We start from the raw sequence: 18,764 nt of genomic DNA, 5'->3' as shown, positions 1-18,764 counted from the left end.
ATTAGGGGGCAGTCCCTACTTCAGCTCCAGTAGCCGCTCGAGATAGCTGCGCTCGATGTCGGGGCTAAGCGCATTGCCGAGCCGCTTGCGGATCGCTTCGAGAATCTGACGGGCACGCTGCACGTCGATCTCGTCAGGCACCCTCACCGAACTTCCGTCATCGGGACCTTCGCTGGTGCGGGGTCGCCCGAGCGGGTCACGGTCGGCATTCTGCTGGCGTCCGCCCTGGCCGTTGCCGCCCTGGTCGCCTTGCATCGCCTGCAATTGCTTCATCATGTCCTTGGCGCCCCTGCGCAAGGCTTCCAACGCGCGGCCCTGGTGACCGACGGCCTGGTCGCCTTCGCCCTCGCCGAGCGCCTGTTCGGCATTGCCCATGGATTTGCCGGCCTCGCCAAACCCCTCATTGGGGTCGAGGCCCATACCTTCGAGGCTCTTCCTCAATTGATCGAGCTCGCTCTGCAGCTTGCCCTGGCCTTCCTGCAATTGCTTCAGCGCATCGGCGAATTCCTGCGGTGTCATCGGCTTCGGCCGGCCGAGCGGATCGCGGTCGTCACCCGGGCCGGGCTTGCCCTCTTCGTCCATCGGGCCCGGGTCACCGTTCTCGCCGAGCTGCTCGTCGCGGTTCTGCCCGCGCTGTTGCTGGCCGCGCTGCATCTGGTCCATACGGAAAGTATCGTTCATCATCTCCTGCTGGCGCCGCATGATCTCGCCCAGCTTGTCCATTTGCTGGCGCATCTCGCTGTCCTGCTGACCGCCTTGTTGCTGGCGGCCTGCCTGCAGATTGTTCATCATGTCCTGCAGCTCGGACAGCAATTGCTGCGCCTGGTCGCGATTGCCGGATTTCGCCAGGTTTTCGATCTGGTCCATCATGCGATCGATGTCGCTCTGGCGCAGTTCCTGGCCGTTCTGCTGCATCTGTGGCGCATTCGGATTCTGCTGCGCCCGCGCCGCGAATTCTTGCAGGAACTGGTTCATCGCCTCGCGCAGTTCCTTCATCGCCTTCTCGATCTCTTGGTCACTGGCGCCGTTCTTGATCGCGTCTTGCAGCGCCTGCTGCGCCTGGCGCAGCCGCTTCTCGGCCGCCGAAAGGTTGCCTTCCTCGATGCCGAGCGCGATCTCCCAGAGGTAAGCGACCTCGTCGCGCAGCTGATCGTCGCTGTCTGCCATCTTCAGCCGGGTGCGGGCGCTCATGATGGCGAGGTAATGCGTCATGTTGTCGAACGTATCCTCGGGCCTGAGCGTGATCGCATCCATCAGGTCGAGCACGCGGTCCTTGGCATAGGCGTCGAGCGCCAGCAGGCGGCGCTGCTCGACCACCGCCCGCGCCAATGGATTGGAGAATGGCCGCTCCGGCATCACCAGCGTCTTGGTTTCGCTGGTCGCCGTGTGTCCGGCACCGTCGGTGGCGACAAGCGACAGCTTGACGTTGCCACCGGCCCAGACATGGTCGGTCAGGTCCTTCGTCGTCTTGGCGGCATTGGCCTTGCCGCCGCGGCGCGGCAACGTCAGCGGCATTTCCGGCGGGCCATAGAGTGGATGCGCGTTGGGCGCCTGCGGATCGGCCGGTGCGAAAACCGCCTTTGCGGAGGCCGCACCATAGTCGTCGTCGATCTGGTAGTTGAGCTCGAAAGCACCGTTGACGGCGCGTTTCGGCTCGCCGACGAAGCGAATCTGCGGCGGCTTGTCGGGAATTATGGCGAAGGCCCAGCGGCCGAGCTCGCCGTCGCCGGACTGCAGCGTCAGCGTACCGTCGGCCGTCAACTTGCCGCTGAACTGGCGCACGGTGGAAGGCGTTGCCGTCTTTGCCTCCGGCTTGCTGGATTGCGGCCCTGTCGGATCGATAGCGCGGCTGTTGCCGCCGGTGTCGGCGTAGCTCAGCGTTTCCTCGCCCGAACCCCCGGTGACGCGCAGCGACACATCGCTGCCTTCCGGAACGGTAAAGGTCGGCGCCGCTTGATTGGCGTTGTCGGCAAGTGCTGGGGCGTTGAGGAATACCGGCGGCCGGCCGGTATAGGCCGGCGGCGTCACCCAGGCATCGATGCGCGGCGGCACGACGTCGCGGGCGGCACGGGCAACAAAGCCGTCGCTCAGCCTGCCGCCCGATGGCCCGAAGGAGAAGGCAAAGGCAGTGACCAACAAAAGCGCCGCAACGGCGCGCAACGCCCACGGGTCGCGTTCCGGCACGCGTGTTCGCGGCACGTCGCCGCCAAGCTCGCCCAGCCGGTCCGCCATGCGCCGCTGATGCTCGCGCCACAGGGCTTGCGAAAAAATGCTTTCCTTGCCGCTCGGGCGATCAGTCTGGACCTGCACCGGGCTGTGCAGCAATCGGTTGGCCGCCTCGATGCGGCGGTCGACCTCGTCACTGGATGGCGCGCGGAAGAAACGCAGCGGGTAGAGTGCGGCAAGCGCTGCGACGCCGAATGCCGTGATTAGACCGATCCGCGCCAGATCGGGCAAAAATGGGAACAGGCCGAGCCATGAAATGCTGAGGAAAAGGCTGGCGACGATGATCAGCGGCAGCAGCAATGGCCAGCCGCGTTCGACGATTATCGAGACCTGCGTCCCCAGCCGGCTCAAGGCAAGGCGCCTGGCCAGACTGCGATCGCTGGTGAAGATGGGTCGTTGCGTCATCGGCCCTTCCTGGCCGGGCGGAATAGCCCGGGCCTCACGAGTCTATCGCATGGGCCCGAAAAGTCGATCTTCGGGAAGCACGATGCGAAGACCTAAAATCTTAGCGCGTACTTCGTGCGTCCAAGCGGATGCACATCACCCTAAGGATACCAACAAACACGGCGAAGGCGAGGCGGTTCCCCAAAACGTGAACAATAATGCCCCGGATATTGTCAGAATTTCGCCGAATTGGCGTTTGCGCCGCAGACCAGTACGGCAACGCGCTCGCCTGCAGCCGGTGCGTAGCGGCCGGACAGGAGCGCCGCGAAGGCGGCCGCACCGCCCGGTTCGGAGATGATTCGCACGCGGTCCCAGAGCTCCGCCTGGGCGGCGATAATGTCGTCGTCGCCGACCAGGATCGAGCGCTCGACGAATGCCTCGGCGATAGGAAACATCATTTCGCCGACACGCTTTGGCGCGAGCGAATCGGCGGCAACGCCCTCGGTCGGCGCATCGACGGGTCGGCCCGCCGCGAAGGCGCGATGAAGCGTCGGCGCACCCTCAGGCTCGACGGCGATGATCCTGATGCGGCCGGAAAACCAGGCGGCGATGCCGCCGATCAGCCCGCCGCCGCCGACGGCGACCAGCAGCGTGTCGAGCTTCGGCAGGTCGGCCTCGATCTCGAGGCCGAGCGTGCCTTGCCCGACCAGCGTCTCCTCCTGGTTGAAGGCGTGGATCTGCAGCGCGCCGGATTTTTCGGCGAAGCTCTCGCTGGCGGCCAGTGCCTCGGCATAACGGGCGCCGCCGACGATCAGCTCGGCGCCGTAGCCGCGGATGCGGTCCAGCTTGGCCTGCGGGCTCACTTCGGGAACAAAGATGGTCGCCTTGTGGCCGAGCCGCATGGCGGCATAGGCGACGGCGGCGCCGTGATTGCCGCCCGACGCGGCGACGACGCCGGCCGCAGGAACCGGCCGTTCGAGGAGATTGGTGAACGCGCCACGCGCCTTGAACGAGCCGGAATGCTGCAAGCACTCGAGCTTCAGGTCGACAGGCAGAGGCGGGCGGCCAAAATCGGCCATGTCGACGCGCAGCACCGGCGTGTGGCGCACGTAGGGTCGGATGCGCGGCTCCATTGCAGCGATGCGCTCGCGTGTGATCTTGTGGCCGTGCAGCATGCTTTCACTCCCCAGAGCTGACATTCAGAGTTGACATTACTTAGTAACTTGGCAAAGTGCCTAAATGCAAGAGGTCGACGTCTTCAAAGCGATTGCCAACGAGCGCAGGCTGCAGATTCTCGATTGGCTCAAGGATCCGCGCGCGCATTTTCCGCCACAGACGGACGGCGATCTGGTCGAGGACGGCGTCTGCGCGCTACTGATCGCGGAAAAGCTGGGGATCACCCAGGCAACGCTCAGCGAGCATATGCGCGTGCTCACCCAGGCAGGGCTTTTGCGCAGCAAGCGCATCAAGCAGTGGATATTCTATCGCCGAAACGAGGACAGAATCGCCGACGCCAGGGCGCTCATTCAGCACCGGCTGTAGCTGCAGAGTTCTACTTCAACCAGTCCGGCACCGAATCCAGTCCGATCAGCTCGTCATAGGTCTGGCGCGGGCGCACAACGTGGAAGCGGTCGCCGTCGACCAGCACTTCCGGTACCAGCGGCCTGGTATTGTAGGTGCCGGCCTGGACGGCGCCATAGGCGCCGGCGGTGGCGACGGCGATCAGGTCGCCGGATTTCAGCCGGGGCAGGTCACGGTCGAGCCCGAGATAGTCGCCGGTCTCGCAAACCGGGCCGACGACGTCGACCTTCATGCGTGGTGCCGCGGCCGGCTGCTGCGCCACCGGCTTGATGTCGTGGAAAGCGTCATAAAGCGTCGGCCGGATCAGATCGTTCATCGCGGCATCGACGACGAGGAAGTTCTTGGCGTCGCCCTCCTTCACGAAGATCACCTCCGAGACCAGGATGCCGGCATTCCCGACGATCAGCCGGCCTGGTTCGAACATTACCTTCAGCCCAAGTTTGGCAACATGTTTCCTGACGATCCGGGCATAGGCATCGGGCAAAGGCGGCGGGTTGTTGTCAACGCGGTAGGGAATGCCAAGGCCGCCGCCGACATCGATATGCTCGATGGCATGACCGTCGGAGCGCAAGGCGCCGACCAACTCCACCAGCAGCGCAAAGGCGTCCTCGAAGGGCTGCAATTCGGTGATCTGGCTGCCGATATGGGTGTCTATGCCGGTGACCTTGATGCCCGGCAGCTCAGCCGCGCGGGCATAAACCTTTCGCGCCTGCTGCCAGGGAATGCCGAACTTGTTCTCGGCCTTCCCAGTCGAAATCTTCTTGTGCGTCCTGGCATCGACATCCGGATTGATGCGCAGCGAGATCGGCGCGATCTTGCCCAGCGCGGTGGCGCGGGCCGACAGCAGCTCCAGCTCCGGTTCGGATTCGACGTTGAAACAGAGAATGCCGGCCGAGAGCGCAAAATCCATTTCGCGCGCGGTCTTGCCGACGCCCGAAAACAGGATCTTGCTTGCCGGGATGCCGGCCGCCAAAGCGCGGCGCAGTTCGCCCTCCGAGACCACGTCGGCGCCCGCGCCGAGCCTTGCCAGCACCTTCAGCACGGCCTGGTTGGAATTCGCCTTCATGGCATAGCAGACGAGAGCGTCGAGCCCTGCAAGGGCATCGGTAAAGACGCGAAAATGCCTGGTCAGCGTCGCCGTCGAATAACAATAGAACGGCGTGCCGACGCTGGCGGCGATGTCTGATATCGCCACGTCCTCGGCATGCAGCGCGCCGTCGCGGTAGTCGAAATGGTTCACGAGATTGGTCCGAAAAAATCAGAGCAGCGGGTCGAGGATGAATTTCTTGTCCTCGACAGGTTTTTCCGGCTCCGGCGGCAAAGGTTGCTTGGCCTTCTCGGCGTCCTTGCGGGCCTGCACGGCCGCCGCGTAGGGCGTATCGAGCGCAGCCTTCCTGCCGCAGGCCGCAACGGTTGCCATTGCCGCCAGCAGCGTCAGCGTCACCAAAATCCTGCTTCCGGTCATCGTGCCATCCGTCCGAAACTGTTGCCCGCAGCCGCTTCTAGCCGAGTTTTGCGGCCATTGCACCCCGCGTTCTACGCCTTGGCGAGCCGCTTCTTCCAGTAGCGGATCTGCTTGCGCACCTCGGACGGCGCGGTGCCGCCGAAGCTCGTGCGGCTCTTTACAGAATTCTGCACGGCAAGCACCGAAAACACGTCGGCGCTGATACCGGGGTGAATGGACTGCAGGTCCTCCAGCGAAAGCCTGTCGAGCCCGAGCTTCTTGTCCTCGGCCAGCGCTACCGCCCGGCCAGTGATATGGTGCGCCTCGCGGAACGGCAGGCCGAGCGTGCGCACCAGCCAATCGGCGAGGTCGGTCGCAGTGGAATAGGCGGCGCCGGCCGCCTTTTTCATCGCGGCGGTGTTCACCGTCATGTCGCGCACCATGCCGGTCATCGCCGCCAGCATCAGGTCGAGCGTCTCTGCAGCGTCGAAGACGGATTCCTTGTCTTCCTGCATGTCCTTGCCATAGGTTAGCGGCATGCCCTTCATCACCGTCAGCAGGCCGACCAGATGGCCGGTGACGCGGCCGGTCTTGCCGCGCACCAGTTCGGCAGCGTCGGGGTTCTTCTTCTGCGGCATGATCGACGAACCGGTCGAGAAACTATCCGACAGCCTGACGAAGCCGAATTGCGGCGTCGACCAGATGATGATCTCTTCGGCCAGCCGCGACAGATGCGTCGCGCAGATCGCTGCTACGCCCAGGAACTCGAGCGCGAAATCGCGGTCCGAAACGCTGTCGAGCGAATTGCGCATCGGCTCGCGAAAGCCAAGCGCCTTCGCGGTCTGGTGCCGGTCGATGGGAAAGCTGGTGCCGGCGAGGGCGGCAGCGCCGAGCGGGCTTTCATCCATCCGCTCGGTCGCGTCGCGGGCGCGAGACAGGTCGCGCGCAAACATCTCGACATAGGCCATGCAGTGGTGGCCGAAGGTCACTGGCTGCGCTGCCTGCATGTGGGTGAAGCCTGGCATGACCGTTGCCGCATGCTCCTCGGCCCGTTCCAGGAACGCGGTGATCAGGCCCTTAAGCGCCTCGGCGACGCGAAAGCACTCGTCCTTGACCCACAGCCTGAGGTCGACCGCCACCTGGTCGTTGCGCGAGCGGGCGGTATGCAGGCGGCCGGCGGCGGGGCCGATCAGATCGGCCAGACGGGCCTCGACATTCATGTGGATGTCTTCCAGCCTGGTCGAGAACGCGAACGTGCCGGCCTCGATCTCTGCCAGGATCGTGTTCAGCCCGTGAGCGATTTTTTCTTGATCGGCCGCCGAAATAATGCCCGTTTGCGCCAACATCTGGCTATGGGCGATCGAGCCGCGAATATCTTGCGCATAGAGTTTGCGGTCGAACGAGATCGACGCGTTGATCGCTTCCATGATTGCGGCCGGACCCGAGGCAAAACGTCCGCCCCACATCTGGTTGCTGGCCTTCTTGTCGTTCATCGCTATAACCCGTGCTCCGGAGCAGTTTTTTGAAAAATGGCAGACGGCAATAGATTTTTCCCGGCTTTGCGTCTCATCCTCGCCGCTTTGGTTGCGGGCGTGCTGGCTGGTGCGGTCGCGGTATATGTCAGGGAAAGCAGTTCTGGCAACAAGGCGCCCGCGCAAGTGGCCGCCGGCGGCGGCAAGGACGACGTCGCCTGCGCCGCCAAGACCGACCGCGCCAAGAAGATCGCCGCCGCCGCTACCGGCCAGGTTGCCGCGCTTTTGCCGGCCGATCCGCCGCAATCGCTGAAAAGCCTTACCTTCAACGGCCCCGACGGCAAGCCGACGACGATCGCCGATCATGCCGGCAAGACGGTGCTGCTCAATCTGTGGGCGACATGGTGTGCACCTTGCCGCGCCGAAATGCCGGCGCTCGATGCGCTTCAGAAGGAGATGGGCAGCGATGCGTTTCAGGTTGTTGCCGTCAACGTCGATGCCGGCAACGATGCCAAACCGAAGAAGTTCCTGGAGGACACCGGCGTCAAGTCGCTCGGCTACTATCGCGATGCCACGATGACCCTGTTCAATGACGTCAAGACGCGCGGCCTGGCGCTCGGTCTGCCGGTCACCATGCTGATTGATGGGCAAGGCTGCCTGATCGCGCATATGAACGGCCCGGCCGAATGGTCGGGGCCGGATGCCAAACGTCTGGTCGAGGCGGCGCTACAGCCGGGATAGGCTCAGACCGTGCGCAAGCGCGGCTTGAGCACGGCGATGCTTGCCCCGCGCCGGCTGGTTGTGCCGATTGCCGGAGCGCCCACGCCCGTCAGTTCGCCGAAGGTCTCGATCGGAGCCGGTTTGCCGAGGTAGTAGCCTTGCCCGATCTCGCAAGCCTCGGCGTCCAGGAACTGCAATTCACCCGGCGTCTCGATGCCTTCCGCAAGGACCGGTAGGCCGAGACCGCGTCCAAGCCCCAGCACGGCCCGGACGATCGCCGCGAACTGGCCGTTCTTGTCGACCGATTTGATGAACGAACCGTCGATCTTGATCTTGTCGAAGGGAAAGGCGCTAAGGTTGGACAGCGAAGAATAGCCGGTGCCAAAATCGTCCATCGCGACATGCACGCCAAGCGCCTTGACCTGCCTCAAGGTTGCCAATGCGCGGGGCATATCCTTCACCAGGGCTGTTTCGGTGATCTCCAGTTCCAGCCTGCTGGGTGCAAGGCCGGACCTCGCCAGTGCGTCATGCACCTTGCGGCTGAAGTTCGGATTGTGAAGCTGCACGGCGGAGACGTTGACGGCGACCATTAGCGGATTTGTCCAGCGGGCAGCATCGTTACAGGCCGTCGTTAGCACCCAGTCGCCGATCTGGGCGATCGCGCCACTGTCCTCGGCCACGGGGATGAAAACGGCCGGAGAAATGTCACCGCGCTCCGGGTGCTGCCAACGGACCAGGGCTTCGAAGCCGATCATCTTGCCGCCGCGGATTTCCTTCTGCGGCTGGTAGACAAGGTGGAACTCCTTGCGGGCGATGGCCTGGCGCAATTCATGCTCCATCACGCGCTTGTCGCGGGCCGCGGTGCCCATGGCTATCTCAAAAAACCGATAGGTGTCACGGCCCTCCGTCTTGGCGCGATGGAGTGCCGTATCGGCATGGCTGATCAGGCCGGCCTGATCTTCCGCATCCAGCGGATAGAATGCGATGCCGATGCTGGCCGAGACAAGGCCGGAGCCGACCGAAACCCTGTTCTCCTCCCGGATCGCCGCCAGCAGGTCCTCGGCTATCCGGCCCGCGGCCAGGGGGTCGGGGAGATTAGGAGCTATGATGGCAAATTCATCGCCGCCGAGGCGCGCGAGCAACTGCCCTTGGCGCGGGATGCCGGAAATGCAGTGCGCCAACTTCTGAAGCATGGCGTCTCCGGCGGCGTGGCCGTAGACGTCATTGACCTGCTTGAATCGGTCAAGGTCGAGCAGCAGGAGCGCCAGATATCCATCCTTGCCGCCACGATCCATCGAGGCGAATTCTGCTTCCAGCCGGGAAGAAAAGCTCCGCCGGTTGGCAAGCCTGGTAAGTGGATCGAAATGCGCGAGGCGGAGGATCTCTTCTTCCGCCTTCTTGCGCTCGCGGATGTCGCGAACGGCAAGCACCGTATGCGGCCTGCCGCAGTAGGTGATCTTCCTGGTGATCAGCTCGACAGGGATTGTCGTGCCGTCGCTGCCCCTTAGTTTCGCTTCCTGCGCCTGTTCGCCGAAGCCGGACATACCGGCTGCGCTCTGTCCGTCGAAAAGCTCGCCGAATTGCATCGTATTGAGGGTGGCTGTCGCTGTTCCGGTCAGCTTCGCCATACTGTCATTGGCGCTGACGATGCGGGTGCCATCGCAAACGATCAGACCTTCCACCGCGGCATTGGCGAGATCGTGCATACGGTCGGCCTCGAGCTTCTGGCGGCGAAAGCGGAGGTCGATCCACAGCGCGGCACCCGACAGCACAAGGATTACCAGGCTGGCGACCGCTGCGGCAAAAGCCTGCGAAATTGGCTCGATGGAATGTTCCGATATTTCAATCGAGGAATCCGGAATGATCGACACCGCGGCCATCGCGATGAAATGCAAGCTGCAAATCGCCAGCGTCAAAAGCGCGGCGCCGCCGAGAGTCGCGAGCGCTGACGGGCGGCGCAAGACGACAAGGAGGGCCAGTGCCGCAAGGGTCACGCCGGCCAGAAGCGATATCGCGACGAGGAGCAGGTTCCATACGACCCGGCCTTCGACCTCGAAAGCCGCCATGCCGATGTAGTGCATCGTCGCGATGGCGCCGCCCAGAATGGCGCCGCCGACGAGGAAATGGTCGATGCCGCGGCGCAAAGTGGCGACCCACATCCCAAGCGCGGTCAGGATGACGGCGGCGGCAAGCGAAAAGGCGGATAATCCCGGATTGTATGCGTTCGGTATTCCCGGCGTAAACGCGGTCATTGCGATGAAATGCGTCGCCCATATGCCGAATCCGGTCGAGGCCGCGGCGATCGTCAGCCAGGCAAGCCGGTTTCGCTCGGTCGATCGGCCGACATGCTTAAGGAGATTAACCGCTGAGAAGCAAGAAATTCCGCAGACGAGTGCGGCAAGCGCAACCAGTCTCAGGTCGTGCTGACTTACAATACAATTATAGACCGTCAGCATCCTGGTTCACTCGGTCTGCCAAAACTAACAGGGGAGGTGTGACCGATTAGCTCTTGGAGATTTTAACGAATGGTTAACCCGTGGGCCATGCGGCGGGTCTTTTCGGGGGAAAACCGATGCGCTCCGCCGCGAAGGCGGTGATGCATTCCCTGGTGCCGCTTTCGTTAGCGAGCGCACATTAGCCGGAAACGATGTTCATTGACCTGCAACAAAACCGTTGTCCGATTGTCATCAGCGCCACATATTGGCTTTGCGAGAGTGCCCCCTTTCGCCAATTACAACGGGAGATGAAACATGAAGTTCTTCGGCTTCGCGGCCGGTGTTGCCGCCACCTTGACCCTGCTTTCCACCACCTCCGCCTTCGCCGTCACGCAGATCAGCTGGTGGCACGCCATGACCGGCGCCAACGCCGAGGTCGTCGCCAAGATCTCCAAGGATTTCAACGCCAGCCAGAGCGACTATGAGCTCGTTCCGGTGTTCAAGGGCACCTATCCTGAGACGCTGAATGCCGGCATCGCCGCTTTCCGCGCCGGCCAGGCGCCCGATATTCTCCAGGTGTTCGACGTCGGCACCGGCGTGATGATGGCAGCCGAGGGGGCGATCAAGCCGGTGGCCGATGTGATGAGCGGCGCCGGGATGACTTTCGACAAGAGCCAGTATCTGCCCGGCATCGTCGGCTATTATTCGAAGCCGGACGGTACCATGCTGTCGTTCCCCTACAACTCCTCGTCGCCGATCCTCTACTACAACAAGGACATTTTCCAGAAGGCAGGCCTCGACGTGAACAGCCCGCCCAAGACCTGGAACGAGGTGTGGCAAGCTGCCAAGAAGATCAAGACGAGCGGCGCCGCCCCTTGCGGCTATACCTCGACCTGGCTGACCTGGATCCATCTGGAGAATTTCGCGGCGTGGAATGACGTGCCTTGGGCCACTCAGCAGAACGGCCTGGCCGGCGGCGATGTCGAACTCAAGATCAATGCGCCAATTTTCGTCAACCACTTCCAGGCGCTCGCGGACCTGGCCAAGGACGGCACGTTCAAGTATGGCGGGCGCACCTCGGAAGCCAAGCAGATATTCCTCGCCGGCGAATGCGGCATCTTCACCGAATCGTCGGGCGGCCTCGGCGATATCGTCAAGTCCGGCATGAACTATGGCATCGGCCAGCTTCCGTACGACAGCGACGCGAAGGGCGCACCACAGAACACCACGCCGGGCGGTGCCAGCCTGTGGGTGTTCGGCAACAAGTCGGACGAGGAATACAAGGGCGTCGCCGCCTTCTTTGCCTATCTGTCCAAGACCGATGTGCAGGAATATCTGCACCAGAAGTCGGGATACCTGCCTGTGACGCTCGCCGCGTATGAGGCGACCAAGAAATCAGGCTTCTATGACAAGAACCCCGGTCGCGAGACACCCATCCTGCAGATGATCGGAAAGTCGCCGACCGACAACTCGAAGGGCGTGCGCCTGCCAAATCTGCCGCAGGTGCGCGATATCCAGAACGAGGAGCTGGAGAAGATGCTGGCCGGCCAGCAAACCGCTCAACAGGCACTCGACAATGCGGTCGCGCGCGGCAACGCCGCAATCAAGGAAGCTCTGGACAACTAACGAGATCATCTCGGTTAGTCGGTTGGCATATCGCCCACGCGAGCGCGCGTGGGCGATGCCTGGATAGCGAGGGAAATCAGCCTGTCTCCACGCGTCGTCTTTCCCAACAAGATCCTGCCCTACCTGCTGGTGGCGCCACAACTCGCCATCACCCTGGTTTTCTTCTACTGGCCGGCCGGTCAGGCGCTTTACCAGTCGATGCTCAGGCAAGACCCGTTCGGGCTGAAGAGCAGGTTCGTCTGGTTTGCCAATTTCCGGAAGGTGCTGGCCGATCCGGCCTACCTCAACTCGATCAAGGTCACAGTGGTGTTCTCGCTTGCGACCGCGATCGTTGCCATGGTTGTGGCCCTGCTGCTCGCGGTCATGGCCGAGAAGGCCGTGCGCGGCAAAGGTCTCTACCGCACACTGTTGATATGGCCTTACGCCGTGGCGCCGGCGATTGCCGGCATGCTTTGGCTTTTCCTGTTCAATCCCTCGATCGGCTCGTTGGCCTATTTGCTGAGGAGCCTCGGCATCGCATGGGACCCGCTGCTCAACGGCACCCACGCCATGATCCTGCTGGTGTCGGCTGCTGCCTGGAAGCAGATCAGCTACAACTTCCTGTTCTTCGTCGCCGGCCTTCAGGCGGTGCCGAAAACGCTGATCGAAGCGGCGGCCATGGACGGCGCCGGCGAAACCAAGCGCTTCTGGACCATCGTTTTCCCGCTGCTTGCGCCGACAACTTTTTTCCTGCTGGTCGTCAACACCGTCTATGCCCTGTTCGACACGTTTGGCATCGTTCATGCCGTCACCGGCGGCGGGCCGGGCAAGACGACCGAGACGCTGGTCTACAAGGTCTACAATGACGGCTTCGTCAATCTGATCCTGGGCGACTCGGCGGCGCAGTCGGTCATCCTGATGGCCATCGTCATTGCGCTCACAGCTATCCAGTTCCGCTATGTGGAACGCAAAATCCATTACGGCTGAGGGCAGCGATGATCGGCCAGTCCCCGCTCCGCACCTTCATCGCCCATGCCGTGCTCATCCTCGGCATATTGGTCGTGGCTTTTCCGATCTACTACACCTTCGTTGCCTCGACACACACGCTGCAAACGATCCTCAGGCCGCCGCTGCCGCTCTTGCCCGGCAGCCAGCTATTGAACAATTACCGCGAGGCGCTGTTCGGCGGCATCGGTCGTATCGGCGGGGTCAGCGTCGGCAGGCTGCTCCTCAACACCACGATCACCGCGCTCGGCGTCGCGGTCGGAAAGATCTTCATCTCGATCCTGTCGGCCTACGCGATCGTGTTCTTCCGCTTTCCGCTGCGCATGACCTTTTTCTGGCTGATCTTCATCACCTTGATGCTTCCGGTCGAGGTGCGAATTCTGCCGACCTACAAGGTGATGGTCGATCTCGGCATGATCGACACCTATGCCGGCCTGATTATCCCGCTGATCGCCTCGGCCACGGCAACGCTGCTGTTTCGCCAGTTCTTCATGACCATCCCGGGCGAACTGGTCGAGGCGGGGCGTGTCGACGGTGCCGGTCCATGGCGCTTCTTTTTCGATATTCTGTTACCGCTGTCGCGGACAAACATCGCCGCGCTGTTCGTGATCCTCTTCATCTACGGCTGGACGCAGTATCTTTGGCCGCTGCTCGTCACCAACAGCAACGACATGAACACCATCGTCATCGCGCTGCGAAAGATGGTTTCCTTCGCCGATGCCGACACCCAATGGCACCTGGTCATGGTCACGGCGATGCTGGCCATCGTGCCGCCGATCCTGGTCGTGGTGCTGATGCAACGCTGGTTCGTGCGCGGCTTGGTCGAATCCGAAAAGTGAGAAGCCGATGGCGACCGTCGATCTGAAGGATGTCAAGAAGGTCTATCCCCGCGGCGTCGAAGCCGTGAAGGGCGTTTCCATCGCAATTCCCGACAAGGAGCTTTGCGTGCTGGTCGGCCCCTCCGGCTGCGGCAAGTCCACGCTGCTGAGGATGATCGCCGGGCTGGAGAGCATTTCTGCCGGTACAGTCGCCATCGACGGCAGGGTGGTCAACACCATTGGCCCGACTGAGCGTGACATCGCCATGGTGTTCCAGAACTACGCGCTCTATCCGCATATGAAGGTCTACGACAATATGGCTTATGGCCTGCGCAACCGCGGTACGCCGAAGGACGAGATCGACAGCAGGGTGCGCTCGACAGCCAAGGTGCTGGAGCTTTCGGCGCTGCTCGACCGGCGCCCGCGCGAGCTTTCCGGCGGTCAGCGCCAGCGTGTCGCCATGGGTCGCGCCATCGTGCGCAACCCGAAAGTCTTCCTGTTCGACGAACCGCTGTCCAATCTCGATGCGAAATTGCGCGGGCAGATGCGCGTCGAGATCAAGAATTTGCAGCGCTCGCTTGGCGTCACCTCGGTTTATGTCACCCACGACCAGCTTGAGGCGATGACGCTGGCCGACATCCTTGTCGTCATGAACGCCGGCCTGGTCGAGCAGATCGGCGCGCCGCTCGACGTGTACGAGAAGCCGGCCTCGACCTTCGTTGCTTCCTTCATCGGCGCGCCGCCGATGAATCTGCTGGCCCTCACAGGGGCCTCTCCAGGCTCGGTATTGGTGGACGGGACGGTGATTGGCTCGACGCCTGGACAAAGCAAGGCGGTGACACTCGGCTTTCGTCCGGAGGATGCCGATATCACCTTCGCGGCAGAGGCGCCGGCCGGCGCGCTCGCGTTGCCGGCGACAGTGGAAGCAGTCGAGCCGGTCGGTGCCGAAAGCTTTCTCCACTGCGCGGCAGCCGGCAGCCGTATCGTCGTGCGCGTCTCAGGCCGCGCCAGCGCCAAGCCAGGCGACCAATTGCGCGTCGTGGCCAGGTCCGAAAAGCTGCACTGGTTCGATCAGGCCGGTAAACGGGTCGATTGAGGTTGGTCTCGTGCAAACCGTTCAGGCAAACACATGCGCCTTGCCCGACACGGTCAGCCGGACGATCTCGCCGATCGCCGGCGCGTCCATGCCCGGCTTGCGCAGGATCAACGGCGTGTTGCCGATGGCGGCAGCATCGGGCGGATCGGGGCTGTTCAAGAGACGCACCGCGATGGTGCACATCGAGCCGGCGAACTCCGATTCCGTCACCTCGCCGAACAGCATGTCCGGCGTGCCGGACATGCCTTCACGCGATGTGCGTTTCAGCACCACCTGCTCCGGCCGCAGCATGATGCGGGCGACGTCGCGCCGCTCCGAGCTGTCGACGGCGATGCGGCCGAGCGACGAGATGGCGAAGCCGTCTGCGATCCTGGCCGGCAGGACGATGGCGTCGCCGAGGAATTCTGCGATCATCCTGTCTTTGGGCTTGAAATAGAGCTCGCGCGGCGTGCCGACCTGCGAGAATTTGCCGTCGCGCATCACCGCGACCTGGCTGGCGAAGGACAGCGCCTCGGCCTGATCATGGGTGACCAGGATGGTGGTGATGCCGGCGGTTTCGAGGAGCTCGGCCACGGCCTTGCGCATTGAGGCGCGCAGGCCGGTGTCGAGCGCCGAGAACGGCTCGTCGAGCAGCATCAGCCGCGGCTTCATGGCCATGGCGCGGGCGAGCGCGACGCGCTGCTGCTGGCCGCCGGAGAGTTCGTGCGGGCGGCGCTTCAGGATCCCTTTGTCCAGTCCGACGACATAGGCGAGCTCAGCTATGCGCTCGCTCCGCTTTTCCTCGTGACGGCCCATGCCGAACCCGATATTGGCGGCGATGCTCAGGTGCGGGAACAGAGCGCCGTCCTGCGCCACCAGCCCGATGCCGCGGCGATGCGCCGGCACCGCCGTGTCGCCATCGGCCAGCACCTCGCCATCGAGCACGATGCGGCCCTGGTCCGGCGCCTCGAAGCCAGCGATCAGCCGCAGCAAGGTGGTCTTGCCGCAACCGGATGGCCCGACGATCGCCGTACGGCTGCCGCTGGCCACGCTGAGATCGACGCCGGCAAGTGCTGTCACGGGGCCGTAGAGCTTGTAGATGCCGCTCAGCTCGAGAAAGCTCATCGCCCGGCCATCCGCTTCGACTGGACGTAGAGCAGCCAGGTCAAGGGCAGCGACATCGCCACCATGATCAGGGCATAAGGAGCCGCCGACGCATAGTCGATCTCGCCGCTGTAGGACCAGAACGCCATGGCCAGCGTGCGGGTGCCGTTGGGCGCCAGCATCTGGGTTGCGGTCAATTCGTTCATGATGCCGAGCGCAACCAATGCCATGCCGGCCGCCGCACCCGGCGCCGACAGGCGGATCGTCGTCGACCACAGCGCCTTGAGCGGCGACCGGCCGAGACTGGAGGCGGCGCGTTCGAGTTCGACCGGCGCCTGTGCGATCGACGCCCTGAGGCTAATCAGGGCGCGCGGCAGGAACATCAGCGCATAGGCGACCAGGATGGTAAACAGGGTCTGGTAGAGCGGCATGGCGATACGCACGGCGATGGTGACCAGCGCCAGCGCGATGACAACGCCGGGCAACGCGCCGACGATATAGTTGCAGCCCTCCAGGACGCGTTGCAGCCTTCCCGGCGCGCGGATCGAGATCCACGCCATCGGCATTGCCGCGACGGTGGCGAGCAGAGCGCCGGCAATCGCCAGGAACAGCGTCTGGCCAAGCGCCAGGCCGATCTCGTCGAGCCGCCAGACGTCGGCGCCACCGGCCATGAGCCAGCGGCCGATAGTGGCGAACGGCACGCCGAGCGCCAGCAGCGTGGTAACGGCGGGCAGCAGCAGGCAAGGAATGGTGGCGCGGCCAAGGCTCGTGCGCTGCTGGTGGCGCGCAGCACCCGAACCGACGCGGGCATAGCGCTCCTCCCCGCGCACCAGCACCTCCAGCCCGAGCAGCACGAAGCAGCAGGTCACCAGCACGCCGGCCAGCATGTTGGCGGCGGGACCGTTGAAGGTCGACTGAAACTGGTCGACGATCGCGGTCGTGAAGGTGTCGAAGCGGATGAAGACATAGAGCCCGTATTCGGCCAGGAGATGCAGGCCGACCAGTAGGGAGCCGCCGCAAATGGCGAGCCGGAGCTGCGGCAGCACGACACGCCTGAACACACGCCACGGGCCGAGGCCAAGGGCTGCCGCTGCATCCTCGAGAGCAGGATCGAGCCGGCGCAATGCCGCCGCCACCGGCAGATAAAGGAACGGGAAATAGGCGATGACGGACACCAGTACGCCGGCCCACAGGCCGTGCAGTCTGGGCACCATGGTGATCCAGCCGTAACTGTGGACGAAGGCGGGAATGGCGAGCGGCGCCACCGACAGCCAGGCCCATAAGCGGGCACCCGGCAGATCGCTGCGTTCGGTCAGCCAGGCCAGAGTGACCGACAGCACGATCGAGATCGGCACCGCCAGCACCACCAGCAGGCTGGTATTGACCAGAAGCTCGCCGACGCGCGGCCTGAACACCAGCGCCGCCACCGTTTCCCAGCCGGTCTGCACCGCCACCCAGACGATGAAGACAAGCGGCAGCAGGGCAAACAGCGAGACAAAGACGGCGGCCAGCGAAATCCATGAGACCGACCAACGACGTGCTCGCACGGCCGTGGTGTCGGCCGGCAAGCCTGAAGGTGCGAGATCGATCGCCGACTGCATCAGATCAGACGTTGTGCCGTTTCCGCCCGGAGGCGGAAACGATCGTCGGCCAATGCGGCGAGCAGCTTATGGTCATAGGCAAATGCCATCTTGAAAACAGAGCGCTCCCGCGGAAAGCGAAATTCCACAGGAGCGCAGTCGGTTGCCCTTTTAGGACGAACGCCGGCTAAAGCAAGCCGGCCGCCGTCATCAGGTCGGTCACCTTTTTCGAGTTCAGCGTCGTCGCGTCGACTTTCGGCGCCTGCAGATCGGCCAGCGGCACCAGCCTCGGATTGGACTCGGCGCTCTTGCCGACTGCGTATTCGAACGAATCGCCTGTTTTCAGCACGTCCTGGCCGCCCTTGCCGGTGACCCATTTCAGGAAAGCCTGCGCTTCCTTCGGGTGCTTGCTCGAGGCCAGCACGCCACCGCCGGAAACCGACACGAAGGCACCGGGGTCCTGGTGCTTGAAATAATGCAGCTCGACATTCTTGCTGTTCTCGCCGGTCTTGGCCTGATCGCCGTAGTAGTAATAGTGATAGATCACGCCGCCTTCGACCTCGCCGGCATTGACCGCCTTCATCACCGTGCTGTTGCCCTTATAGGCGGTAAAATTCTCCTTCATCGCCCTCAGCCAGTCGGCCGTCGCTGCTTCACCCTTGAGCTGCAGAAGCGCGCTGACGATCGCCTGGAAGTCGGCGCCGGAGGGCGAAGCGGCCCAGCGGCCTTTCCAGCTCGGATCGGCGAGATCGAGCAGCGATTTGGGCAGCCGGTCGGCGGTCAGCTTGGTCTTGTTGTAGGCAAAGACGGTGCTGCGCGCGGCGACGCCGACCCATTTTCCGCTCGCCGGCTGGTCCTCCTGCGGAACCTGGGCCAGCGTCTCGGCGTCGACCGGCGCGAACAGGCCGGCCGCCTCGACCAGCGCCATGGCCGGCGAATTCTCAGTCAGGAATACATCGGCGGGCGAGGCGGTGCCCTCGGCAACGATCTGATTGGAGAAATCGCTGTCGCCGCCATTGCGGACGGTAACCTTGATGCCGGTTTGCTTGGTGAATCCCTCCGCCCAAGCCTTGGTCAGGTTTTCGTGCTGGGCGTTGTAGACGACGATGCCCTCGTCCTTTGCTATTGCCGGGCCGGCAATCAGGCTGATTGCAAGTGCTGTCGCACCGGCAAGGGCGGAAAGAGCATATTTCATGGCGTCGTCCTCGATTTCGATGATCTTTGGCTTGGCAAGCTGCACCTAGCAATACCTGACTGGTGCAGTCAACATTGCTGGCCCGCTCAATCGCTCAAAAGGAGCAAACTTTCGTGATGC

At 63.4% G+C, this 18,764-nt stretch carries 15 protein-coding genes; 6 read left to right on the top strand and 9 right to left on the bottom strand.

The features are described from left to right. Positions 1 to 15: 15 nt before the first annotated feature. Positions 16 to 2,631: a TIGR02302 family protein gene (locus AC0L2P_RS24905; RefSeq protein WP_473504931.1), complete on the bottom strand. Its 2,616-nt coding sequence runs from the start codon at positions 2,629 to 2,631 to the stop codon at positions 16 to 18. A gap of 212 nt (positions 2,632 to 2,843) precedes the next feature. Continuing rightward, positions 2,844 to 3,785 carry a threonine/serine dehydratase gene (locus AC0L2P_RS24900; RefSeq protein ID WP_473504929.1) on the bottom strand — a complete coding sequence of 314 codons (942 nt, stop codon included), beginning with the start codon at positions 3,783 to 3,785 and terminating at the stop codon, positions 2,844 to 2,846. A 64-nt stretch (positions 3,786 to 3,849) separates the two neighbouring features. Between AC0L2P_RS24900 and AC0L2P_RS24895 the strand changes: the two genes are divergently transcribed. Beyond that, positions 3,850 to 4,152 carry an ArsR/SmtB family transcription factor gene (locus AC0L2P_RS24895; RefSeq protein WP_473504927.1) on the top strand — a complete coding sequence of 101 codons (303 nt, stop codon included), beginning with the start codon at positions 3,850 to 3,852 and terminating at the stop codon, positions 4,150 to 4,152. A gap of 10 nt (positions 4,153 to 4,162) precedes the next feature. Here the strand turns inward: AC0L2P_RS24895 and lysA are convergent, their stop codons facing one another. From lysA to argH, 3 genes are all read right to left on the bottom strand, one after another. Further along, on the bottom strand, positions 4,163 to 5,431 hold the full coding sequence (gene lysA, locus AC0L2P_RS24890; protein WP_473504925.1) for a diaminopimelate decarboxylase: 1,269 nt from the start codon (positions 5,429 to 5,431) through the stop codon (positions 4,163 to 4,165). Positions 5,432 to 5,449: 18 nt separating this feature from the next. Continuing rightward, positions 5,450 to 5,656 carry a hypothetical protein gene (locus AC0L2P_RS24885; RefSeq protein ID WP_023677931.1) on the bottom strand — a complete coding sequence of 69 codons (207 nt, stop codon included), beginning with the start codon at positions 5,654 to 5,656 and terminating at the stop codon, positions 5,450 to 5,452. Between the two features lie 71 nt (positions 5,657 to 5,727). Continuing rightward, a complete protein-coding gene (gene argH / locus AC0L2P_RS24880; RefSeq protein WP_473504922.1) occupies positions 5,728 to 7,128 on the bottom strand; it encodes an argininosuccinate lyase in 1,401 nt (466 codons plus the stop codon). A gap of 36 nt (positions 7,129 to 7,164) precedes the next feature. Here argH and tlpA point away from each other — a divergent pair, with 36 nt between their 5' ends. Continuing rightward, positions 7,165 to 7,848 carry a thiol:disulfide interchange protein TlpA gene (gene tlpA, locus AC0L2P_RS24875; RefSeq protein WP_473504920.1) on the top strand — a complete coding sequence of 228 codons (684 nt, stop codon included), beginning with the start codon at positions 7,165 to 7,167 and terminating at the stop codon, positions 7,846 to 7,848. A 2-nt stretch (positions 7,849 to 7,850) separates the two neighbouring features. Here tlpA and AC0L2P_RS24870 read toward each other — a convergent pair whose 3' ends face one another. After that, positions 7,851 to 10,283: a putative bifunctional diguanylate cyclase/phosphodiesterase gene (locus tag AC0L2P_RS24870; protein WP_473504918.1), complete on the bottom strand. Its 2,433-nt coding sequence runs from the start codon at positions 10,281 to 10,283 to the stop codon at positions 7,851 to 7,853. A gap of 294 nt (positions 10,284 to 10,577) precedes the next feature. Between AC0L2P_RS24870 and ugpB the strand changes: the two genes are divergently transcribed. The 4 genes from ugpB (at position 10,578) to ugpC (ending at position 14,786) form a co-directional block, all read left to right on the top strand. Beyond that, the gene (ugpB, locus tag AC0L2P_RS24865; protein WP_473504916.1) at positions 10,578 to 11,888 is read left to right on the top strand and encodes a sn-glycerol-3-phosphate ABC transporter substrate-binding protein UgpB; all 1,311 of its coding nucleotides are present in this window, start codon (positions 10,578 to 10,580) and stop codon (positions 11,886 to 11,888) included. Positions 11,889 to 11,969: 81 nt separating this feature from the next. Beyond that, positions 11,970 to 12,854, top strand: coding sequence for a sn-glycerol-3-phosphate ABC transporter permease UgpA (gene ugpA, locus AC0L2P_RS24860; RefSeq protein ID WP_473505059.1), 885 nt, complete (start codon positions 11,970 to 11,972; stop codon positions 12,852 to 12,854). An 8-nt stretch (positions 12,855 to 12,862) separates the two neighbouring features. Continuing rightward, complete coding sequence (gene ugpE, locus AC0L2P_RS24855) at positions 12,863 to 13,711, top strand: sn-glycerol-3-phosphate ABC transporter permease UgpE (protein WP_473504914.1); 849 nt, start codon at positions 12,863 to 12,865, stop codon at positions 13,709 to 13,711. Positions 13,712 to 13,718: 7 nt separating this feature from the next. Next, entirely contained in the window at positions 13,719 to 14,786 is a 1,068-nt protein-coding gene (gene ugpC, locus AC0L2P_RS24850; protein WP_473504912.1) for a sn-glycerol-3-phosphate ABC transporter ATP-binding protein UgpC, read from the top strand. A gap of 21 nt (positions 14,787 to 14,807) precedes the next feature. Here ugpC and AC0L2P_RS24845 read toward each other — a convergent pair whose 3' ends face one another. The 3 genes from AC0L2P_RS24845 to AC0L2P_RS24835 all read right to left on the bottom strand — a co-directional run bounded on the left by AC0L2P_RS24845 (position 14,808) and on the right by AC0L2P_RS24835 (position 18,644). Continuing rightward, positions 14,808 to 15,890: an ABC transporter ATP-binding protein gene (locus AC0L2P_RS24845; RefSeq protein ID WP_473504910.1), complete on the bottom strand. Its 1,083-nt coding sequence runs from the start codon at positions 15,888 to 15,890 to the stop codon at positions 14,808 to 14,810. Beyond that, the gene (locus AC0L2P_RS24840; RefSeq protein WP_473504908.1) at positions 15,887 to 17,470 is read right to left on the bottom strand and encodes an ABC transporter permease; all 1,584 of its coding nucleotides are present in this window, start codon (positions 17,468 to 17,470) and stop codon (positions 15,887 to 15,889) included. Before AC0L2P_RS24840 ends, AC0L2P_RS24845 begins: the two co-directional genes overlap by 4 nt. Before the next feature lie 166 nt (positions 17,471 to 17,636). Then, entirely contained in the window at positions 17,637 to 18,644 is a 1,008-nt protein-coding gene (locus tag AC0L2P_RS24835) for an iron ABC transporter substrate-binding protein (protein WP_473505057.1), read from the bottom strand. Positions 18,645 to 18,764: the final 120 nt, after the last annotated feature.

Source organism: Mesorhizobium sp. WSM4836, assembly GCF_055811815.1.
The sequence above is the reverse complement of the archived record's forward strand: the minus strand, read 5'-3'. Positions and strand labels throughout refer to the sequence as shown.